The organism is Actinoplanes octamycinicus (assembly GCF_014205225.1).
GTDB lineage: Bacteria > Actinomycetota > Actinomycetes > Mycobacteriales > Micromonosporaceae > Actinoplanes > Actinoplanes octamycinicus.
The window spans coordinates 8,938,700-8,958,558 of the sequence record NZ_JACHNB010000001.1; the positions used below are offsets into that span (position 1 = coordinate 8,938,700).

Genomic DNA, 19,859 nt, shown 5'->3' on the forward strand with positions numbered 1-19,859 from the left:
TCACCTCATCCCGGTGATGGTGATCGATCGGACGATGTGCTTCTGGAAGATCACGAAGAGCACGAGCAGCGGCATGGTGGCGAGCGTGGTGGCGGCCATCACCAGCGTCCAGTTGCCCTGGTACTGGCTCTGCAGGCCGGCCACCGCCACGGTCAGCACCTGCCACCGCTCGCCGCTGGTGATCACCAGCGGCCAGAGGAAGTCGTTCCAGTGGGTGACCACCGTGATGATCAGCAGGGTGGCCAGGATCGGGCGGCTCAACGGCAGGATCACGTGCCGCAGCACCCGCAGGTGGCCGGCGCCGTCGATCCGGGCGGCGTCCAGCAGCTCCTGCGGGATGGCCCGGAAGAACTGGCGGAGCAGGAAGATGGCATAGGGCGAGCCGAACATCGCGGGCAGCACGATCCCCCAGAACGTGTTCCCCAGGCCGGCCTCGCTGAGCAGCACGAACCGCGGCACCAGGACCGCCACGATCGGCACCATCAGGGTGGCCAGGTAGACCCAGAAGAGCGCGTCCCGGCCCGGGAAGTCGAGCCGGGCGAACGCGTACGCCGCGAGCACCGAGCAGGTCAGCTGCCCGAGCACGACCACCAGCACCACCTGCAGGGTGATCACCAGTGGCGGGACCAGGGTGTGCCCGCCGACCACCAGCTCCGCGTAGTTCGCCCCGGTCACCGGGTCGGGCGGGGCCAGCGGCGGCTGCTGGGCGAACTGCCGCGGCGTCTTCACCGACGTCTGCACGCTCATCAGGTAGGGCGCGAGGATCACCAGCGCGCCCAGTCCCAGCGCGAGATAGGTCAGCACGGCTCGCCGCACGGTCCTCACCCCATCTCCTCCGTGGTACGCCGGCGGAAATACGTCTGCTGCGCCAGGGTCACCGTGATCAACAGCAGGAACAGCAGCACGGACATGGCCGCCGCCCGCCCCATCCGGAAGTCGACGAACGCCTCCCGGTAGATCGCGTAGGCCACCACCTCGGTGCGCCCGGCCGGCCCGCCCCGGGTCATCGCGTAGACCGTGTCGAACACCTGGAAGCTGCTGATCACGCCGGTCACCAGGACGAAGAACATGGTCGGCCGGAGCAGCGGCAGGGTGATCCGGCGGAACCCCTGCCACGGGCCGGCGCCGTCGATCCGGGCGGCCTCGGAGTACTGCGGCGGGATGCCGGCCAGACCGGCCAGGAAGAACAGCGCCACATAGCCCACATTGGTCCAGACGGTGACCGCGGCGACCGACGGCAGCGCCAGGACCGGGCTGGTCAGCCACTCGACCCGGTGGCCGAGCAGCTGGTTGACCGCACCGTCGGACGGGTCGAGCAGCCAGCGCCAGACCACGCCGAGAGCGAGCGGGGCGCTGATCCAGGGCAGCACCAGCACCGCGCGGAACACCGTGGAGCCGGGCAGCCGCTGGTCGAGCAGCACCGCGGCGGCCAGGCCGAGCGCGGTCTGCACCGGGATGACCAGCAGCACGAAGAAGGCGGTGACGGCCAGCGAGCGGCCGAAGGCCGGGTCGGTGAGGATCGACCGGTAATTGTCCAGGGCGGTCCAGTGCGCCGGGCTGACCAGGTCCCACCGGAACAGGCTGATCCCGGCCACCACCGCGACCGGCAGCAGCAGGAAGCCGCCGACCCCGACCAGGCTGGGCGCCAGGAAGGCATAACCCACCGCGGTGTCGCGCCGGTGCCCGGCCGTCATTGCTCGGCGAGCGCGTCGGACAGCTGGGCGATCGTCGCGGTGGCCCGGTGCACCGCGTTGCGCCGGCCGGGTGGGATCACCTCGGGCAGGAACCCGAACCGCCGGGCCAGCTGGCCCTCGCTGGACTCCGGGTGGCGCCGCTCGGCGGCCCGCAGGGTGGCCTGCCACCAGTCGGCGATGTCGCCCCAGCCGGGCGCCGACAGCGACCCGCCGAAGTGCTGGACGGAGAGCGCGGCCACCAGGTTGGCGAAGGCCACCCGGTCGGCGAGCGGCCAGCCGCCGAGCGTGCCGGCGATGAACCCGGCGGTGAAGACGTCACCGGCGCCGGTCGGGTCGAGCGCCTCCACCGGCACGCCCGGCACGGTCGCCACCTCGCCGGTCGCCGAGTCGACGGCCAGCGCGCCGTCCCCGCCGTCGGTCACCACCACGATCGGGACCAGGCCGGCCAGCTTGTCGAGGGCGGCGGCCGGCGTGCCCGTGCGGGTGTAGCGCATCGCCTCGACCGCGTTGGGCAGGAAGGCGTGGCAGTCGGGCAGCACCGCGAGGGCGTCGACATCCCACTGGTCGGTCTCGTCCCAGCCGACATCGGCGAAGATCAGGGTCCCGTTGCGCCCGGCCCGGGACACCCAGCCGGTGCCCGAACCGCCCAGGCTCACCGCCGCCGCGCGCGCCGCGGGCAATCCGTTGACCAGGCCCTGGTCGTCGGTGGGCAGCGGATGCCCATGGGTGATCATGCTGCGGTCCCGGTCGTAGGCGACCGAGACGGTGACCGGCGAGTGCCAGTCGTCCAGGCGGCGGGACGCGGAGAGGTCGATTCCCTCCTGCCGGCTGAGCACCTGATGACAGAATTCGCCGTAGGCGTCCGTGCTCAGCGCGGTGCCGAGCCCGGTGCGCAGGCCGAGCCGGCTGGCCGCCACCGCCAGGTTGGCCACGCCGCCCGGGCAGGAGCCCATCCCGGAGGCACGCACCTCGGCACCGGGCCCGGGCAGCTCCCGCAACCCGGTGAAGATGACATCGAGGAACACCACCCCGGGGACGAAGAGATCGAGCTGGCGTGCCATCAGCCGATCTTACCCCCGCATCGATAGGTCAAGTGGTGATTGATCACTGGCTGCGACGCAGGTCTCCATGGGCCGCACGCAGCGTGTCCACGTGGCGGTCGGTGCCGTGCGGGTGCAACTGGTCGAGCAGCTGCCACGCCTCGTCCAAGGCGTGGGACAACTCGCGGATCCGCCCGGCGTGCTGCCGGCGCACGTCCTCCCGCACCTTCTCGATCCGGCGCAGCCAGCCGGCCCGGGCCTCGGCGCTGACCTCGGCGGCCGGTCGTGGCGGGTCGGGTGGCGGCTCCAGCACGTCGCGGGCCGGGACGATGGCGGCGATCGGGCGGCCACCGTCGGCCACCACGGTCACCTGGCCGGTCAGGCCGGTGAGCCGGACCAGCTGCTGGAAGCGCAGGCGGGTCTCGGCGACGGACAACTCGATGCGGCGACGGATCGGCATGGCTGGTTCTCCCATGCCGCGATGATGCGCGCGGGGTATGACAAAAACTCAGCGAGTGACGGTCTCGCGGTAGGGCTCGGGCACGGCGGCGGCCCGCCGGATGTCGTAACCGGGCTCCAGCGTGCCGAGCAGCCGATCACACACGGTGGTGTAGAAGCCCAGGTTGTAGCGGGGATCGGCGTGGTGTCCGACGTGCATGGTGGGCGTGGCGATCCATCGGAAGAGCAGATTTCCGCGTACGGCCGGCGGCAACGGCTCGACACCGAGGTGGCCGAGGATCCCGAAGATCAGGTTCAGTGCCGTGTACGCCGCGAGGGCCGCGATCGAGAACGGGTGGACGGCGAGGACCACCAGCCACATCGCCCCGAACCCGATCGCCTCCAGCGGGTGCAGCGCGAACAGCGTGATCGGCCGGGCGTCGGCGAAGACGTGGTGCAGCCGGTGCACCCACGGGAACAGCACCCGCACGTGGACGGTGGCGTGCCCGGCGTACATCAGCACGTCCATCACCATGATCAGCACCAGGAGCTCGGCGACCGCGGCGAAGCCCAGGCCGGTGCGCAGCACGATGACATCGGACTTCCACAGCCACCACCCGGCCACGGTGATCGCCGTGTTGATCAGCGTGGTGCTGCCGACCAGCGCGAGCTCCAGCCGGCTCACCGGCCCCGGGTCCGGGGTGAGCCGCTGGGCGCCGGGCAGCCGCAGCGCCCCGTGTCCGAGCAGCGCGCCCAGTCCGACCAGGACGATGTTCTCCGCCAGCGCCAGCAGCGCGAACCAGCCCGCCCCCAGCGTCTCCAGAAACTGCAGCATGCCGCATCTTGCTGCGCTTCCGGCCACCGGCACAAGGCCGGCGTGCGCCACCCCGGCGCTAGCGCCTGCTTCGGAGTCCGACCGGGGCTGCGGCGTGGCCAGGAGCGCGCCTGGCAGCGTCCCCGGATCACCCACATACAACCCCGGTATGCGGGCGATCCGGGGCCGTTGCCAGCCACCCTCCTGACCTCGCCTCGCACTCGGCCGGACTCCGAAACAGGCGCTCTAGGAGTCGCCGAGCCGGGGGATCACCGTGCGGACCGCGACCGGGGCGCCCGGGGCGCCGCCCGCCCGGGAACGGTACTCCGGCACGCCCACGCAGGTGAACAGCAGCGTCGCCAGGTCGTCGGCTTCGCCGAGGAGGGCCGGCACCTCCGAGTCCAGGAAGGTCATCCCGGACGCGCTCGCACCCAGCGCGTACGCCGCCAGGTGCAGCCGGCCCTCGACCAGCCCGGCGGCCAGCTGGGCGTCGCGGTAGCCGCGGTCGTCCAGGCCGGCGAGCGGGACGGCCGCGATCACCACGTACGCCGCGTCGGCGGCCAGCCCCTGGTCCAGGCAGATCCGCAGCAGCTCGCCGCGCAGCTCCGCGGCCTGCCGCGGTTTCTCCAGGTCCGGCCAGCGGTACACCCCCGGCGTCATCCCGTCGACGCCGTGCACGGCGACCCAGTGCGGCACCGGCACCCCGCGCAGCGCCGCGGCCAGCGGCCACCGCAACGACTCCGGCGGCAGCGTCCGGCTCCGGTCCATCCGCCGCTGCGAGCCCCGGCGGCGGACCACCTCGTCGAGCGTGGCGGACGGCGGCGCGTCGGCCAGCGCCGGGGCGGCCGGCCACGGCGCGCCCAGCGTGTCCCGCTCGCCGGCCCGCTGCGCCGCGGTGCACAGCGGGAACTCGACCGGCGGCAGCTCGCCGCGCAGCGCCGGACCGGCCGGGCCGATGGCCGGCTCGCCGTCGCCGAGCGAGAGCAGGGCGAGCGGGTACTCGTGCACGCCGTCCGCGCCGACCAGCTCGCGCACCGTCGCGTCCGGGAACAGCGACCGCAGCCGCGGCGCGAGGCCGGCGCTGTCGGCCGCGGCGGTCAGCTGGGCCAGCAGCGTGCCGCCGTCCCAGTAGAGGTGCCGCCAGCCGCGCTCGGCGTAGCGCCAGCCGGTCCGCCACGGCACCCCGGTGACGACCAGGGTGGTCACCGTGCCCGCGGCGGCCGGGCCGATCCGGGCCAGGGCGTGCCGCAGCGGGTCGTACCAGTACACCGCGTCGGGGACGCCGGGCACGCCGCGGGCGCTGACGTAGACCTCGAGCGGGAACCGGGCCCCGGCCGACCCGGCGGCCCGGAACAGGACCGGCCGCCCGTTGCGCTCGGCGGTCCGCACCACCCCGGCGCCGAGGAAGAGCACCCGGCCCAGCTGCGCCGCGTCCAGTGGCCGGGCCGGCGCCCGCGCACCGGCCAGCACGGCGGTCGCGGCCACCCCGGGGTCGGGCAGCTCGCGCGGCAGGTCCAGCACCTCGATCGGGTCCGGGTACGCCTTCATCGGTGGCGGCAGCGTCGCCGGATCGTTCGGGACCAGGTCGTGGCGCACCCGCGGGTCGTCCACCGGCACGTCCCACTCGCGGTCCGGCACGTACGACGTGAGCCGGTGCAGCAGCCCGGCACCCTTGTCGAGATCCATCACATCACCCCACGACTCAGCGCCGGAACCGGAGCAACGCCTCCATCGCCTCGTCCGCGCTGTCGCTGAGCACGGCGAGGTCCACATCGGTGTAGATCCGGCGCCGGGTGTCCACCACGCAGTGCGCCCCGAGCATGATCCCATCCGGCGCGACCAGGGGCACCCCCAGGTAGCTGCGCAGACCGCTGGTGGCCAGGAACGGGTTGGCCGCGTGCGCCGGGTCGTCGCTGAAGTCGGCCACGCAGTACGGCTCGCCGTTCAGCACGGTGCGGCTGCACACCGCCCACTCGGCGGGTGCGCCCTGTGCGGCCGCGACCCAGTCGGCCACCCCGTACGCCCCGACGATCTGCTGCGCGTCGGCGCCCAGCACGGACACCAGCGACACCGGGGTCTCCAGGAGTTTCGCGCTGCGCTTGGCCACCTCGTCGAGCGCCGCTCGCAGGGTCGGGTGGACCAGGTCGTACCGGGCCAGCTCGGAGAGGCGGGCGGGCTCGGCGAGGCGGTCGTACAGACCAGTTCTCATGGGGCCTCCGGAGGGGAAGTCGGGACGGACCACGACCAGGATGACGGATTCCGGCCAGGGAGAAAGGGACGAACCTGTCGGCTAGTGGCGGAAACCTCCGACCGGCGCGGTGGCGGTGCGGGCCACCTCGCCGAGCCGGGACCGGGTGATCGCGTCCGCGACCACGATCGCCGCCATGCTCTTGAGGCTCGCGCTGCGATCCGCCCAGAACCGTTTCATACCCACAGAGTCGGCACCCGGGCGGAGCTGCTGAGAGCCGGTCAGCGCCGGGCTGCGGAGCCCCGCTCCGGCGTACCGGAAAGAGGGTCTTCGATCTTGTCGGGTCAGCCCGCCAGCAACCGGGCGCGGTCCGGGCCAGGCGCGATGTCCGAGACGCCTCCGGAACGTCGGCCGGGCGACAGCCTGCCCAGAAGCAAGTAAACAGCCGTTTACCAGCTGGGTCGCTTCCTCCGCGACATGTGGGTCACCTCCGGGGTGATCCGGAGCCGGCGCAGGAACGGGGCGAACGGGTCGCCGAAGCTCTGCGCCGCCGTGTTCAGCAGCAGCGCCGCGGCCACCATGCCGACCGCCGGGGTGCCGATCAGCAGGGCCAGCACCGAGGCGACCAGGCCGCCCCAGACCATCACCCGCAACCCGACGTCGACGACCGGGATGCCGCTCGGCCGGTGCCGGGTCCAGATCGGCAGGAAGGAGCAGGTCAACGCGATCGCCACGGCGCCGAGCACGGCGGCGGCGGTCAGGAAGGCCTGCGGCCAGTGGTAGTGCCGGCCGAGCGCGTAACCACCGGAAAGCACGCAGCCCAGCCACACCTTGGCGAGCGCCCAGCGCCCGAAGCGGACCAGCGGATCGTCGAAGTCGTCGGCCACCCGCATCATCCTAGGGGGCTTTCATGATCGAAAAACCTGCTCGAACGCGCCGCGGGTGGCGCCGCCCCGGTCCAGGATCGCGAAGACCACCCGGTCGAACCACGGGCTGACCGCGAGCGCGCCGGCGAAGACCCGGGCCACCTCGCCCGGATCGTTGCCGAAGACGCCGCAGCCCCAGGCGCCGAGCACCAGCTCGCGGTGGCCGTGCGCGGCAGCGACCCGGAGCACCCGCGCGGCCCTGCGGGCCAGCGCGCCGCTGATCGCGGGCAGGGATTCCGGTTGGTTGCGGCTGATCGCGGACCGGTTCGGGGCCGCCGACACCAGGAACGAGACGGGGTACGCCGTGGGCAGCAGCCGGCCCTTGTCGTCGCGGAACACCGGAACCGCCGGCGCGTAGATCACCCGGTCGGTGTAGAGCAGCGAACGTTCCGCCCGGTGGTGCTCGTAGAACTCGCCGGCCGCCAGCAGGCACGGGTAGAGCGCGGAGCTGCGGGCCAGGCTCTCCTCCTGGGCCTGGGCGCCGTTCAGGAAGCCGCCACCCGGGTTGCGCGCCGAGGCGAAGTTGAGGCAGGCCGGGTTCCCGCCGAGGCGGCGCGCCGCCCCGAGGGTGGACTCGGCGGTCACCTCGATCACCGGCGGACCGGCCGCCGGGGTGGGCTCCGGCAGGTCGTCGGCGGGCAGGTGCAGCCGGGTGCCGGCAACCGCCCGGGCGACCTGCCCGGCGATCTCCACCGGCCCGTCCGGCCCGGGATAAGAACCCCGCTCGGCGATCTCGACGGCTTCCCGGCCCAACGCCCGCAACCTGGCACTCATGCCGCCGATCATGCGCGACGCGGTCCGCCGCGCGCGAACGCTTTGGCTCGCCGCCCGACTTCCGGCTCCGAGCCGAAGTCACCGCGGATCCAGGCCCTGGTGTCATCGCGGCACTGGCGTGCAGACTTGGGACCCATGCCGGTACTTGATCCCCCCGAATTGACGGCGACGGGTAGCCCGCTGCCCTCAGTTCGCGCTCTCGTCGAAGAGCGCATCATCTTCAACTACCGCCTGCCCGCCGACCACCTGGAACGCCTGCTCCCGGTTGCCTGGCTGACCCCCCAACTCGTCAACGGCGACGCGGTCGCCTCGGTGTGCGTGTTGCGGCTCAGCAAGGTCACGGCCGGTCCGGTCCCCTCCCTGTTCGGCGTCCGAAGCGTCAGTGCGGCGCGGCGCTACGGAGTTCTCGATCAGAGGTCAGGCGGCCGCCCCGCCGTCTTCGTCACCGAGCGCACGACCAACTCGGCTCTCGGCTCCCTCTTCACCGGGGCCGGGTTCTCGGCCCAGCACGAGCATCTGTCCGCGACCATCAGCAGAGACGACGAGTCGTTCGTGGTCGCCTTGGGGAACGACCACTTCAACGGTCGAGCCGTCCCGGCTCAACGATGGTCGTCGTCGCTGTTCCCCACGCCCGGGGACTTCTCGGCCTTCTTGGCCGGGGGGATCCGGAGCTACGGAACGTCCCGGTACGAAGGGCAGCTCACCGTCCTCGACCTGCGCAAAGAGGACAACGGCTATGAACCGCTGGCCGCTCGTGAGGTCCGTGGATCCCTGGTGCAGCCCTGGCTGGACGCCGGAGCCGTTCTGGACAGTGTCGCCCGCACAACGAACGCGACATACCGCTGGACCTACCACGGGCTCACTCGCCGGCCCTGAACCGGGTCTGGCATGTCGGAGGTGACGACACCCAGCTGCCTACCGGCGAAGATCTGGCCTTTGTCGCCGGGAGGGCGGGGCAGCCGATGGTCCAGTGTTCTAGCCTTCGGTCGATGACTGACACACCTGCTGGCGACGTTCGTGACCGGGCTTGGGCCAGACTGACCGCAACCGCCAACCTCGACCGGCGAGTAGCCCTCTGCTGGTTGTTCGGGCTGGGACTCAACCGCTCAGCGCCTGAAGACGTGCTGCTTGACCTGTTGGATCTCGGCGAAACCGGCCTTCTTCACCGGGATGACCTTCCTGCCGGGGTCATGGATGCCGCAGTAGTCCACGACGCCGCGCGGGTGCGCGCCGGCGCTGCAGAATCCGGCCGCCTTTCAGCTACGCAGTGGGACAGGCTCCTCACCACCACGCCAGATCCGCGACAGCGAGAAAAGTTCGCGGAGCTGGCGGCGGAGCAACTGGCCGCTCAGCAACGCTCCCGCGGGGGCCGTGGCGTCGGCGATGCTCCGCACCCTGACGCCACACCACCCCGGACGCCGCAGGAAATCGCGGCGGCGGCGGCCGAAGTCCCCGACATCGACCCGGCCGACGTCACGACCGCGCTGTGGTGGGTCGGCGCCCTCCACGAGAACGCCGAGGCCATGCGCCAGCTGGCCGCCTCGCCGAAACTGCTGGTCCGGCGAAGCGTCGCACGAGCACCTCGCCTGCCCACCGACGTAGTGGCGACGCTCGCCCGTGACCAGGACCGCATCGTGCGACTCTTCCTCGCCGAGTCATGCGACGACGCTCCGCCGGCGATGCTCCTGGAGGTGGCTGCCTGGTGGGAAGGAAGCCCGTCCTTTCCCGGCCGACCGCACACCCATCCCAACTTCCCCCGGGACGGGCTGCTGCGCTATGCGGCCGATCCCAACCCCCGGATGCGGATCCTCGCCCTCGCCGACCCGGCCTCCACCAGCGCACTCGCCGAACAGCTCAGCCACGACCCCGACCCGATCGTGCGCAGAGCCGCCAGCGAGGACCACCGACTCTCGCCACCATCGCTGCGCAGGCTCGCTGCCGACACCGATCAACGCGTCCGCCTGCGAGCCTGGCTCAACCCCTCGATATCGGCGGAAACCCTGGTGACACTCCTGCTTGACACGCGCAGTGCGAAACATGCCGCCCGCAATCCCGGCATCCCGATCCCCGTCATGCGCCATATGGTCACCGTCGCGAGGCTCCCCTCCCCAGCACCATCCATGTGACTACCCGAGGATGACTACGACGGTGCGCGATGGCTGCATTCATCGACGGGTGCCACGGCCGGGCGAGCTTGCGCTAGCTTGAGGCGATGTCGCAAGATCCCAGACTCCAACGAGCAGCTGAGCTTTACCACGCGGCCACCTTCAACGGCGATCCTGACGCGGTACCAGCCGCGACCGAGCAGTTGGACAGCCTCGAAGCCGACCTGGCACTGGCGCGGGGTCGGGTTCTGCACGCGGCGTTCCTCCGCGACCGCCGGGAGGACCCGCGTGAGTTGGTCGCCTTCAACCGGGCCGCCGAGCTGTACGCCGCGCTCGGCGACGACCACGCGCTGGCCGAGGCGGAGTTCTGGCTGGGTTGTTTCCACCAGGTCGTGCGCGAGGACGGGGATGCGGCGCACCCGCACCTGCAGCGCTCTGCGGCCCTGGCCCGGGCGACCGACAATCGGCTGACCCTGTCCTACGCGGTGCGGCACCTGGGCTTCGCGGCGGGCCTGGCCGGGGATCACGCCACGGCGCGCCTCCTGCTGGAGGAGTCGGTAGCGCTCCGCCGAGAGCTCGATTTCCCGGCGGGGGTAGCGGCCGGGCTGGTGGCGCTGGCGGACCTGGCCTACCGGGACGGTCGTCCAGACGAAGCCGAGCGACTGCTCGACGAGGCGACGGCAGTCGCGACGGAGTGTGGGGCCATCGGGGTGCTCGGCTGGGCCGACAACACCCGCGAGGAACACACCCGGCCATAACGATCGGTCCTCGAGCAATCCGAAGCGGCGCCCGAAGAACATCACATGGACCTTCAGAAAGTAGCCGGCGATCCCGCAGACCTGCACCTTCCCTACTCGCTAGCCTCGCGCTCCTCTCGGCAGACCCGGTACTCAGCGGGTCCGTCTCCGAACCGGCCGCTGTGATCGAGCGTCACGCGGCGCCGGGGGCAGCTGCCGCCTCGGCATGAGGCTGCGGCCCGCGGCCGGCGGCAGTACGTCGCACCGCCGCGGCCGGCGGGATCCCGTGGTTCGGGTCGCGGTCGCGGCCGGCTGGGCGGTGCGGCGGGGTCGCGGACCCGCACGACACGCGCAGCGGCCGGGAGCGGGCCGGGCATCGCGGGCCGACTGCCACGGGGCTGCTGGTCGTACAAGTAGAAGATCCGTAAGGGTGTGGGCGGCATCGCGGCAGCGGGGATGGTTGGTCATCGGCCGAACCGGCCGCCGATCCCCGCGAGCGCGAGCGCGGCCGCGACCACCGGCGGGCGCCGCGCCTCACTCCGGAAGAAGCACGTCGCGGACTTCGATCACGCGGGTGGCCGGTGCGGCGTCGCCGAGGCCGGCACGCAGGGCCAGCCGATCGGGATCGGTCATGAAGCTGTCGTAGCCGGCCCGATTCCGGAACCGGATCAGATGCACCTCGGCGGCGCCGGTGGTGGCCCGGGTGCGGCGTTCCAGGGTGCCGCCGTGGCGGGGCAGCAGCGCGAGGACCGCGTCCTCGTAACGCGTGCCCGCCTCGGCGTGCCCGTCGGCCATCTCGACGATCGCGGCGAGCAGCAGTCCGTCATCGGTCATCTCGGCAGTATCCCCATCGGATGAGAGGTCCCGGGTGCTGCCTCCCCCATACGGAGGCAGCACCCGGGACCCTCGGGAGGACCGTCCGGGGGCATCTTCCGGACGGTCCCGTCTCTATCCGGCCAGCCGGAAGCGTTCCGCGTGCACCTGCCGGGACGGGACGCGCAGCCGGCGCAGGCTGGCCAGCACGGACGTGGTCATCGCGTCCGGGCCGCAGACGTAGACGTCGCGGGCGGTGATGTCCGGGACCAGGGCGAGCAGCCGCTCCGGGGCGAACGGCTGGTAGCCGGTCCCGGTGCGCCCGGTCAGCAGGTGCAGCCGTGCCCGGCGGACGTCGGCCAGGTTGCGCAGCTCGCCGAGGAGCACCGCGTCCTCCACGGCACGTACCCGGTAGAGCACCACCACATGCCCGGTCAGGTCCGGATCCTCGAGCAGCGCCCGAATCGGGGTGACGCCGATGCCGCCGGCGATCAGCACGGTCGCGCCCCGGGTCCGGTGCGCCGCGGTGAACGCCCCGTACGGGCCCTCGGCGTACACCTTGGACCCGATCGGCAGGTCCCGCAGGCCGGCGCTGGTCGCCCCGACGCCCTTCGCGGTGAGCCGCAGCGACCGGCTGTTCGGCGCGGCCGACAGCGAGAACGGGTTGACCTGCCACCACCGGTTCTGGCCGGGGAACCGCCAGAGGAAGAACTGCCCGGCGCGGGCCGGCAGCCGGTCCAGGTCACGGCCGGTGACGTGCACCGACACGGTGTCGTCCGACTCGGCGACGATCGCGGCCACCCGCAGCCGGTGCCGGGAGTTGCGGATCAGCGGGACCACCAGACGGCCGGCCAGCAGGGCGCCGATCGCGAACGCCCACAGCCCCCACCAGTACGCCTGGGTGAGCACGTTGACCTTGAACGCGGTCCCCTCGTAGACCTGGTGCAGCACGCCGAGCAGGACCACGACGTAGAGCAGGAAGTGGATGGCGTGCCAGGTCTCGTAGGACAGCCGGCGCCGGGCCACCCGGATGGACAGCGCCACGATCACCAGGAGCAGGCCGGCGGCGATCATGCCGAGCAGCACCGGCGGCTGTTTCGCCAGGGTGACCGCCACGTCGAGGACCGGGACGCCGTCCTGCCGGGCGAAACCGAGCAGCACGAACGCCGGGTGCGCGGCGGCCAGCCAGAAGATCGCCATGCCGGTCCAGCGGTGCCAGGAGGTGAGACGGTCCATGCCGTACGCCCGGTCGACCATCGGCAGCCGGGCGACCAGCAGCAGCTGGAACGCCATGGCCAGGGCCAGGTAGAGGCCGAGCAGGCGGCCGATCGTACCGAAGAGGTCGCCTGCCGGTCCGGCGGCGGCGAACATCACCTGGACCGCGGCGAGGTTGAGCACTAGGAAGGCGACGATCGCGACGCGCGCGACGCGGATCGATCGGCGGAAGGTGAGAACTCGAGGCTGCGTCATGGTGGTCATCCCGGTCTCCCTCTGCTGGGAGCTGTCTCTTGCCGGGGTGTACCGCACCCGTCCCGGACCGGTTCATGATTCTTTCCGGGATCCTGTGCAGAGATCGCAGCCGGATTCGAACCGGCGTGAACCGCTTTGCAGGCGGCCTCCTGACCACTCGGACATGCGATCGTGCTCGCCTTGAAGAGAGCCTTGCGGCGCCCTTGAAGGCGATCGTGCGGGCGGCAGGATTCGAACCTGCTCAGCGAAGCACCCGGTTTACAGCCGGGCCCGACTCTCCAGCGTCGGCGCGCCCGCGTGGCGTGAGCTGCCACGCTGTGCCCTCGGCGCGATTCGAACGCGCACCACCGGCGTCCTCAACGCCGGGCCTCTGCCAGTTGGGCTACGAGGGCTCGTTTCGTGCACAGAAAACAAAAACCGCCATTCCCGTACGCGGGAACGGCGGCGCGAAGCTCGCGAGCGGTCTCAGCCGCGCCACCGGTCCGGGGCGAGATAAAGGCAGGTGCACAGCATGATCGGGTCTCCTCGGGAGCTCGGAACTGCGTCCAACCTATGTGGCCCGCCCCGGACCGGCAACGCGTTTAATCAGGCTGCCGGAACCGGCAGGACGTGCAGGTGGCCGCCTTCGGTCACCGCGTACAGCCGGCTACCGTCCGGCGACCACGCCAGGGCGCCGGGCACCAGGGTGTCGCCCGACCCGCCCACCTCGAACTGGGTGACCAGGGTTCCGTCCAGGTTGAACACGAAGACATCCGGGCCGAACGGGGCGTCGGCGCCGGCCGCTACCCGCGTACCGTCCCGCGCGGCCTCGACGGCGTTCGGGTACGACCCGGTTTCGTACGCCGTCCCGGTCTTGGCCATGTTCTCGACCGGGTACGACTGCACCTGGGACGGCGCCCCACTCGCCGAGAACGCGGTGCTCCCGGCCGGGTCGAGCGCCACGTCGCGCCCGTTCGATCCGGAGTCGTCCGAGGTGGTGGCGCTGATCCGGGTCAGCTTGCCGTCGGCGCCGATGGCGTAGGCGATGTCGACCGAGGGGCTGAGGCGCTGGTTGCCCGCGAGCAGCACCCTGGGGTTGCGCGTGGCCGACGCGAGCAGTGGCGGATAGTAGAAGAAGGCGTCGGCGAGCCCCTTGGTCACCAGGGTCGGTCCGCGCAGGAGGTCGATCCGGCCGATGTTGCCGTCCCCGTTCTCGCAGCCGTAGCCGAACCAGACATACCGGCCGGTGTAGGCGAGCGACGACGGGCAGCTGCCCTCGCCGATGTCGTAGGTGGCCGTGCGCCGCAGCGAGCGGGTGTCGAACGCGGCGATCTTCCCGGCCGGCGGCAGGGTCACGTAGAGGGTCCGGCGGTCGGTGCTGAGCTGCAGCCTGGTGGGTCCGTCCAGGCCGTCGACGGTGCCGATGACCGCGCCGGCCGCGTCGGTCACGACGATCTGCTTGGACTCGCTGCCGCCGCTCACGAAGACCCGGTCCCCGGTGCTGACCACGTCGGACGGGTTGGTGAACGGCAGGACGGTGACGGCCGGCTCCGGCGCGGCCACCGCCGCGGCGGGCCTGAGCGCGGCCCCGGCGAGCAGCGCCAGGGACGCGATGAGCAGGGATAACTTCTTCGAATGACGCATTTCCACTCCCCCGTGGACGATGGACGGTCATGACGCGGGACGCCCCCGCTTCATGATCGATTTCTATCTATGGTAGAAGCCGCGCGCGACCGGGCTTTCTAGACTGAGCATTCTGGAATTGCTAGGGTGGCGGCGTGGGACGGAACAAGGAGTTCGACGTCGCCGACGCGCTCGACCGGGCGATGCGGCTCTTCTGGCAGCGGGGCTATGCGGCGACCTCGATGGCCGATCTGGTGGCCGCGACCGGGGTGGCCCGGGCCGGGCTCTACGCCACCTTCGGCGGCAAGCACGAGCTCTACCTGAAGGCTCTCGACGCGTACGCGACGGCGCGCGACCCGGCCGTCGTCGCCCGGCTGGCCGGCCCCGGCCCGGCGCTGCCCGCGGTGTTCGCCCTGATCAACGACTATGCGAGCGCGGACGAGGGCCGCACCGGCTGCTTCGTGGTGAACTCGGCGATCGAGCGGCTGCCCGCCGACGCCGCGGCCGCGCTCACCGTGGAGGCCAGCTGGTCGGCCCTGGAGGCGGCGCTCACCTCGGCGTTCAGCCGCGCCCGATCGGCCGGGGAGCTGCGCGCCTCGACCGACCCGGCCGCCCTGGCCAGGATGGTGCTGGTGCTGCTCCAGGGCCTGCGCGTGGTCGGGAAGGGGCGGCCGGGCAGCGGCCGGGCGACCGACGCCGCCGCGCAGGCGATCGCGCTGATCACGTCACTTTCTTGACCGGACGTTCTGAAATTGTGGAGGATGACATGGGGGATCGCTTCACCGGCCGGGTCGCGCTGGTCACCGGCGGCGGGTCCGGGATCGGGCGGCACACCGCGCGGGCGCTGGCCGCGGAGGGCGCGACCGTGGTGGTCGCCGGGCGCGACAAGGACGCGCTGGCCGAGACCGGCGGCGTCCCGGTCGTCGCCGACGTGACCGTGGAGTCCGAGGTCGAGGCGCTGCTGGCCACCGTCGCCGATCGATTCGGCCGGCTGGACGTCGCGGTCAACAACGCCGGCGTCTTCGGCGGCGGGATGCCGCTGGCCGAGATGCCGTCCGCCGAGTGGGACCGGCTGGTCGCCACCAACCTGACCGGCGTCTACCTGACGATGAAGCACGAGATCACGCTGATGCGCGGCACCGGCGGGACGATCGTGAACGTGGCGTCGAACATCGGCGCGCACGGGCGCCGGCCGGGGCTCGGCGCCTACGCCGCCACCAAGGCCGCGGTGAGCGTGCTGACCCGGAACACGGCCCTGGAGTACATCGGCGCCGGCATCCGGATCAACGCGGTCAGCCCGGGGCCGGCCGACACCGCGATGTCGCTGTGGCCCGGCGAGACCCCGGACGACCGGGCCGCCCGGCTGGCGTCGGCGCTGCCGATCGGCCGGGTGGGCAGCCTCGACGAGATCACCGGCGCGATCCTGTGGCTGGCCTCCGACGATTCGGCCTTCACGGTCGGTCACGACCTGGTCGTCGACGGAGGCGCCACTGCGTAGAGGCTGCTACTTCGGGGCGTTCAGGCTGTCCAGGGCCTTCTCCGCGCCGCGGCTCAGCGGGACCGGCGCGGTCTTGCGGGCGGTGTCCAGGCTGATCCCCTTCGCCGCGGCGTTGGCCTGCTCCAGCTGCGGCTTGCGGTCGAACAGGGTCTTGGTCAGCACGCAGGCCACGTTCGGGTCGAGGTCGTCGCGGACCAGCAGGTAGTTCGGCACGATGATGGTCTTCACGTCGGCCGGGAGCTGGTAGGCGGTGGCCGGGATGGTGCCCTCCTGGTACACCTCGTTGATCTTCTGCATCGCCGGCAGCAGCGGGGTGATGTCGAGGAACTCGACCTGATCCTTCGCGGACGTCAGCAGGTCGGTGATGCCCGGGGTGGGCAGCCCGCCGGACCAGAACAGCGCGTCGATCGTGCCGTCCTTCATCCCGTCGACGGTCTTGGTCAGGTCGAGCTTCTGGGCGCTGATGTCCGTGGCCGGGTCGAGGCCGGCCGCCTTCAGCACCCGGTTGGCGATCACCTCGGTGCCGGACTTCGGCGAGCCGGTGGAGACCCGCTTCCCCTTCATCCCGGCCACGTCCTTGATCCCGGCGCCCTTGCGGACGATCACCTGGGTGTAGTTGGTGTGGATCCGGGAGAGCGCCGCGACCGGCTGCTTCGAGGTGAAGCTGCCGGTCCCGTTGACCGCGTCGGCAGCGGTGTCGGCCAGCGAGAACGCGACCGCGTAGGTGCCCGCGACCAGCTGCTGGATGTTCTGCACCGAGGCGCCGGTCTCGGCGGCGGTGGCCTGCACCTTGCCACCGGCCGCGTTGATCTGCTCGGCGTAGGCGTTGCCGAGCGCGAAGTAGACCCCGGTGGCGTTGCCGGTCGCGATGCCGATCCGGGTGTCCTTGCCGACCTCGCAGGTGACCTCGCCGCCGGTGTCGGTGGCGGCGGTGTCCTGCCGGCCACCGCAGGCGGTGGTGGCCAGGGCCAGGCCGGTGACGGTCGCGGCAATCAGAATGCGTCTCATGCTTCTCCTTGCGGGAAAGGGGTGCGTGCGGCGACATTGCTTGCGGTCCGCTGTTCCTCTTGCTGATCCTTTTCGGTACGTCCTCCGCCGGAGCCCCGCCCCCGCCCCCGGCTCAGCCCGGCGAGCAGCGCGGCCAGCACCAGCGCGCCCAGCCCGATCGCCACCGACACCGGGGCCAGGTAGAGCAGGAACAGCCCGGCCAGCGCACCGAGCACCCGGCTCGGCACCCCGGCCCGGCCGATCCCCGGCACCCAGCCACCGGTGGCGACAGCCAGCCCGAGCACCGCCAGCGCGGCCACCACGCTGGTCCACAGCACCCCGGTCACCGGCCCGCGGGCCAGCAGGTACTCCCCGCGCTCGGTGAGCACGAAGGCGATCGGCGCGAGGAAGGCGGGCAGCGCGTACTTCAGCGCCTGCCACATGGTCGGCATGGTCCGCCCGCCGGTGATCGCGCTCGCGCCCACCGCCGCCAGGGCGGTCGGCGGGGTCACCTCGGACAGCACCGAGTAGTAGAAGACGAACATGGCCGCCGCCGGGGCGCCCACGCCGAGCCCGAGCAGCGCCGGCCCGATGATCACCCAGCCGATGATGAAGCTGGCGGTGACCGGCACCGCGAGGCCGAGCACGGCGAGCGCCACGGCGGCCAGCAGCACGGTCAGCGCGAGCACCGCGGTCGGGTTGTCGGTGACCGCCCGGGCGCCGCTGACCAGCAGCGAGGCCAGCTGCGCGCCGAGCCCGGTCTTGGTGGTGATCGCGGTGATCACCCCGGCGGCGGCGCAGACCGCGACCACCGGGAGCACGCCGCGCACGCCGGCCGCGAGCGCCTGGAACAGCCGGGCCGGGGTGAGCCGGGCGCCCCGGTCCAGGAAGGACAGCGCGACCGCGAGCAGCGTCGCGTAGACCACCGCCCGGGTGGCGCTCTCGCCGAGGGCGAGCAGCACGACGATCAGGATCAGCGAGGAGAAGTGGTAGCCCAGCCGGGTCAGCAGCCGCCAGGCGCTGGTCGGGGGCATGTCGACGGCGCGGACCCCGAACCGGCGGACGTCGATCTCCACGGCGAGCAGGATCCCGAGGTAGTAGAGCAGGGTCGGGATCATCGCCCAGCCGAGCACGGTCAGGTAGGACACGTCGAGGTACTCGGCGACGATGAACGCGGCGGCGCCCAGCGTCGGCGGCGACAGGATGGCGCCCACCCCGGCCGCGGCCAGCATGCCACCGGCCTGCTCGGGCGGGTATCCGGCGCGGCGCAGCATCGGCCAGGTGACCGCGCCGACGCTGACCGCGGTCGCGGTGCCGGAACCGGAGACGGTGCCGAGCAGGAACCCGGCGGCGACCGCGGTGCGCCCGGCCGCGCTGCGTGACCGGCGGAAGGCGGCCACCGACAGGTCCACGAAGAACCGGCTGGCCCCGGAGAGGTCGAGCACCGCGCCGTAGATGGTGAACAGCACGATGTACGTCGCGGCCACGTCCAGCGGCGTGCCGTAGAACCCGCTCCCCGAGTTGTACAGCGCGTCGACGATCTGCGCGAAGTCCAGCCCGGCGTGCGCGATCGGCCAGGTCTGCGGCAACAGCCCGCCGTAGTAGCCGTAGAGCAGGAAGACGCCGCAGACGATCGGCAGGGCCAGCCCGGTGGTCCGCCGCGCCGCCTCGATCACCAGCACCAGCAGGACCGCGCCGAAGGCCACGTCGATCGGTTCGAGCAGCGCCTGCCGGTCGAGGAAGCCGTCGTAGCCGCCGCCGAACGGGTTCAGCGGATAGAGGCAGACGATCAGCGCCAGCCCGGACAGGATCCAGTCCAGCCAGGTCGGCCGCTCCCCGCCGCGCAGGCGCGCCTTGTAGACCAGGAAGACCAGCGGCAGGGTCAGCGCCAGGAAGATGATCAGGTAGAACTGGCTGCCCTGGGCCAGCGGCCGGAACACCTGCCAGAGGGTGAACACCCCGGTCCCGGCGGCCACCACGGACACCAGCGCCCCGACGCGTCCGCGCAGCTCACGGGCCGGCCGCTCCTCCTCGTCGTAGTGCACCGCCGGTGGATCCCCGCCGCCCAGAGATCGATCATCACCCATGCCCGGACCCTACTACGCCCACGCCCCTCCCACGGTCCCGCTACTCCGAAGGTGGGCGCGGCCGGATGTGGCACTGCGATCTCGCACACCATGTACGTAGACTTGTACGTGCGGAGGTACAACATGAAGGTTATGACGATCAGTGAGGTGCGGCGGAACTTCGCCGCCGTGGTGGACGCGGTGATCGACGACGCCGAGGAAGCGGTCATCCCGCGGGGTGGCGGGCGCGCGGTGGTCATCGTCTCGCTGGACGAGTGGAACTCGATGAAGGAGACCCTGCACCTGCTCGATACGCCCGGCCGCGCCCGCCGCCTGCTGGAGAGCATCGCCCAGGCCGACGCCGGCCTGGTCACCGACCGCGAGCTGATCGATCCCGCCACGCTCGCCCCCGAGACGAACGGCGAGCCCAAGGCCGTGGCGTGAGACTCAGCGTCAAGTTCACCCCGCACGCCTGGGACGACTACACCGCCTGGCGCGACCCGAAAGTCATCCGCCGGATCAATCGGCTGATCGCCGACATCCAGCGTGATCCGGACGGCTCCGGGCTGGGCAAGCCGGAATACCTGCGCGGCGCGCTGTCCGGCTGGCTCTCCCGCCGCATCGACGACGAGCACCGCCTTGTCTACCGGGTGCGCGGCGACGTGCTGGAGATCGCGGCCTGCGCCGGCCACTACGACGACAAGTAG

At 72.0% G+C, this 19,859-nt stretch carries 22 protein-coding genes and 3 tRNA genes; 7 read left to right on the forward strand and 18 right to left on the reverse strand.

The genetic code is table 11. The features are described 5' to 3' along the window. From BJY16_RS40460 to BJY16_RS40505, 10 genes are all read right to left on the reverse strand, one after another. Nucleotides 1-825 (reverse strand): carbohydrate ABC transporter permease, encoded by an 825-nt coding sequence (locus BJY16_RS40460; RefSeq protein WP_239176595.1) that lies wholly within the window; start codon nt 823-825, stop codon nt 1-3. Then, nucleotides 822-1,694, reverse strand: a complete 873-nt coding sequence (locus BJY16_RS40465) for a carbohydrate ABC transporter permease (protein ID WP_185044810.1) — start codon at nt 1,692-1,694, stop codon at nt 822-824. The genes BJY16_RS40460 and BJY16_RS40465 overlap by 4 nt, the downstream gene beginning before the upstream one ends. Then, nucleotides 1,691-2,755: a carbohydrate kinase family protein gene (locus BJY16_RS40470; protein ID WP_185044811.1), complete on the reverse strand. Its 1,065-nt coding sequence runs from the start codon at nt 2,753-2,755 to the stop codon at nt 1,691-1,693. The genes BJY16_RS40465 and BJY16_RS40470 overlap by 4 nt, the downstream gene beginning before the upstream one ends. 43 nt (nt 2,756-2,798) lie before the next feature. After that, nucleotides 2,799-3,209, reverse strand: a complete 411-nt coding sequence (locus BJY16_RS40475) for a hypothetical protein (RefSeq protein WP_185044812.1) — start codon at nt 3,207-3,209, stop codon at nt 2,799-2,801. Nucleotides 3,210-3,242: 33 nt separating this feature from the next. Then, nucleotides 3,243-4,007, reverse strand: a complete 765-nt coding sequence (locus tag BJY16_RS40480; protein WP_185044813.1) for a sterol desaturase family protein — start codon at nt 4,005-4,007, stop codon at nt 3,243-3,245. A 225-nt stretch (nt 4,008-4,232) separates the two neighbouring features. Beyond that, entirely contained in the window at nt 4,233-5,672 is a 1,440-nt protein-coding gene (locus BJY16_RS40485) for a nitroreductase family protein (protein WP_185044814.1), read from the reverse strand. A gap of 16 nt (nt 5,673-5,688) precedes the next feature. Beyond that, nucleotides 5,689-6,195, reverse strand: a complete 507-nt coding sequence (locus BJY16_RS40490; RefSeq protein ID WP_185044815.1) for a GAF domain-containing protein — start codon at nt 6,193-6,195, stop codon at nt 5,689-5,691. Nucleotides 6,196-6,276: 81 nt separating this feature from the next. Next, entirely contained in the window at nt 6,277-6,414 is a 138-nt protein-coding gene (locus BJY16_RS40495; protein ID WP_185044816.1) for a hypothetical protein, read from the reverse strand. A 209-nt stretch (nt 6,415-6,623) separates the two neighbouring features. After that, entirely contained in the window at nt 6,624-7,061 is a 438-nt protein-coding gene (locus tag BJY16_RS40500) for a hypothetical protein (RefSeq protein WP_185044817.1), read from the reverse strand. Nucleotides 7,062-7,082: 21 nt separating this feature from the next. Beyond that, nucleotides 7,083-7,874, reverse strand: coding sequence for a TIGR02452 family protein (locus BJY16_RS40505; protein WP_185044818.1), 792 nt, complete (start codon nt 7,872-7,874; stop codon nt 7,083-7,085). 135 nt (nt 7,875-8,009) lie between these two features. On the opposite strand from BJY16_RS40505, the gene BJY16_RS40510 reads away from it, so the two are divergent. The 3 genes from BJY16_RS40510 to BJY16_RS40520 all read left to right on the forward strand — a co-directional run bounded on the left by BJY16_RS40510 (nt 8,010) and on the right by BJY16_RS40520 (nt 10,737). Beyond that, nucleotides 8,010-8,750, forward strand: coding sequence for a DUF2071 domain-containing protein (locus BJY16_RS40510; RefSeq protein WP_185044819.1), 741 nt, complete (start codon nt 8,010-8,012; stop codon nt 8,748-8,750). 113 nt (nt 8,751-8,863) lie between these two features. Then, nucleotides 8,864-10,000 (forward strand): hypothetical protein, encoded by a 1,137-nt coding sequence (locus tag BJY16_RS40515; protein ID WP_185044820.1) that lies wholly within the window; start codon nt 8,864-8,866, stop codon nt 9,998-10,000. An 86-nt stretch (nt 10,001-10,086) separates the two neighbouring features. Beyond that, nucleotides 10,087-10,737 carry a tetratricopeptide repeat protein gene (locus BJY16_RS40520; RefSeq protein ID WP_185044821.1) on the forward strand — a complete coding sequence of 217 codons (651 nt, stop codon included), beginning with the start codon at nt 10,087-10,089 and terminating at the stop codon, nt 10,735-10,737. Between the two features lie 513 nt (nt 10,738-11,250). On the opposite strand, the gene BJY16_RS40525 is transcribed toward BJY16_RS40520, so the two are convergent. The 6 genes from BJY16_RS40525 to BJY16_RS40550 form a co-directional block, all read right to left on the reverse strand. Then, nucleotides 11,251-11,550: a hypothetical protein gene (locus BJY16_RS40525; RefSeq protein WP_185044822.1), complete on the reverse strand. Its 300-nt coding sequence runs from the start codon at nt 11,548-11,550 to the stop codon at nt 11,251-11,253. A gap of 114 nt (nt 11,551-11,664) precedes the next feature. Then, complete coding sequence (locus BJY16_RS40530) at nt 11,665-13,008, reverse strand: ferredoxin reductase family protein (RefSeq protein ID WP_185044823.1); 1,344 nt, start codon at nt 13,006-13,008, stop codon at nt 11,665-11,667. 91 nt (nt 13,009-13,099) lie between these two features. Further along, nucleotides 13,100-13,170, reverse strand: a tRNA-Cys gene (locus BJY16_RS40535). 45 nt (nt 13,171-13,215) lie between these two features. Beyond that, a tRNA-Tyr gene (locus tag BJY16_RS40540) sits at nt 13,216-13,296 on the reverse strand. Nucleotides 13,297-13,317: 21 nt separating this feature from the next. Continuing rightward, nucleotides 13,318-13,391, reverse strand: a tRNA-Leu gene (locus tag BJY16_RS40545). Between the two features lie 193 nt (nt 13,392-13,584). After that, a complete protein-coding gene (locus BJY16_RS40550; protein ID WP_185044824.1) occupies nt 13,585-14,622 on the reverse strand; it encodes a lactonase family protein in 1,038 nt (345 codons plus the stop codon). Nucleotides 14,623-14,756: 134 nt separating this feature from the next. On the opposite strand from BJY16_RS40550, the gene BJY16_RS40555 reads away from it, so the two are divergent. Continuing rightward, entirely contained in the window at nt 14,757-15,338 is a 582-nt protein-coding gene (locus BJY16_RS40555; protein ID WP_185044825.1) for a TetR/AcrR family transcriptional regulator, read from the forward strand. A gap of 29 nt (nt 15,339-15,367) precedes the next feature. Beyond that, nucleotides 15,368-16,099, forward strand: coding sequence for an SDR family NAD(P)-dependent oxidoreductase (locus tag BJY16_RS40560; RefSeq protein WP_185044826.1), 732 nt, complete (start codon nt 15,368-15,370; stop codon nt 16,097-16,099). A gap of 6 nt (nt 16,100-16,105) precedes the next feature. On the opposite strand, the gene BJY16_RS40565 is transcribed toward BJY16_RS40560, so the two are convergent. After that, nucleotides 16,106-17,107: a TAXI family TRAP transporter solute-binding subunit gene (locus BJY16_RS40565; protein WP_185044827.1), complete on the reverse strand. Its 1,002-nt coding sequence runs from the start codon at nt 17,105-17,107 to the stop codon at nt 16,106-16,108. Next, nucleotides 17,104-19,173: a TRAP transporter permease gene (locus BJY16_RS40570; protein ID WP_185044828.1), complete on the reverse strand. Its 2,070-nt coding sequence runs from the start codon at nt 19,171-19,173 to the stop codon at nt 17,104-17,106. Before BJY16_RS40570 ends, BJY16_RS40565 begins: the two co-directional genes overlap by 4 nt. Before the next feature lie 132 nt (nt 19,174-19,305). Between BJY16_RS40570 and BJY16_RS40575 the strand changes: the two genes are divergently transcribed. Both BJY16_RS40575 and BJY16_RS40580 read left to right on the forward strand, forming a co-directional pair. Continuing rightward, nucleotides 19,306-19,596: a type II toxin-antitoxin system Phd/YefM family antitoxin gene (locus BJY16_RS40575; protein ID WP_203758797.1), complete on the forward strand. Its 291-nt coding sequence runs from the start codon at nt 19,306-19,308 to the stop codon at nt 19,594-19,596. Next, nucleotides 19,593-19,859: a Txe/YoeB family addiction module toxin gene (locus BJY16_RS40580; RefSeq protein WP_185044830.1), complete on the forward strand. Its 267-nt coding sequence runs from the start codon at nt 19,593-19,595 to the stop codon at nt 19,857-19,859. The genes BJY16_RS40575 and BJY16_RS40580 overlap by 4 nt, the downstream gene beginning before the upstream one ends.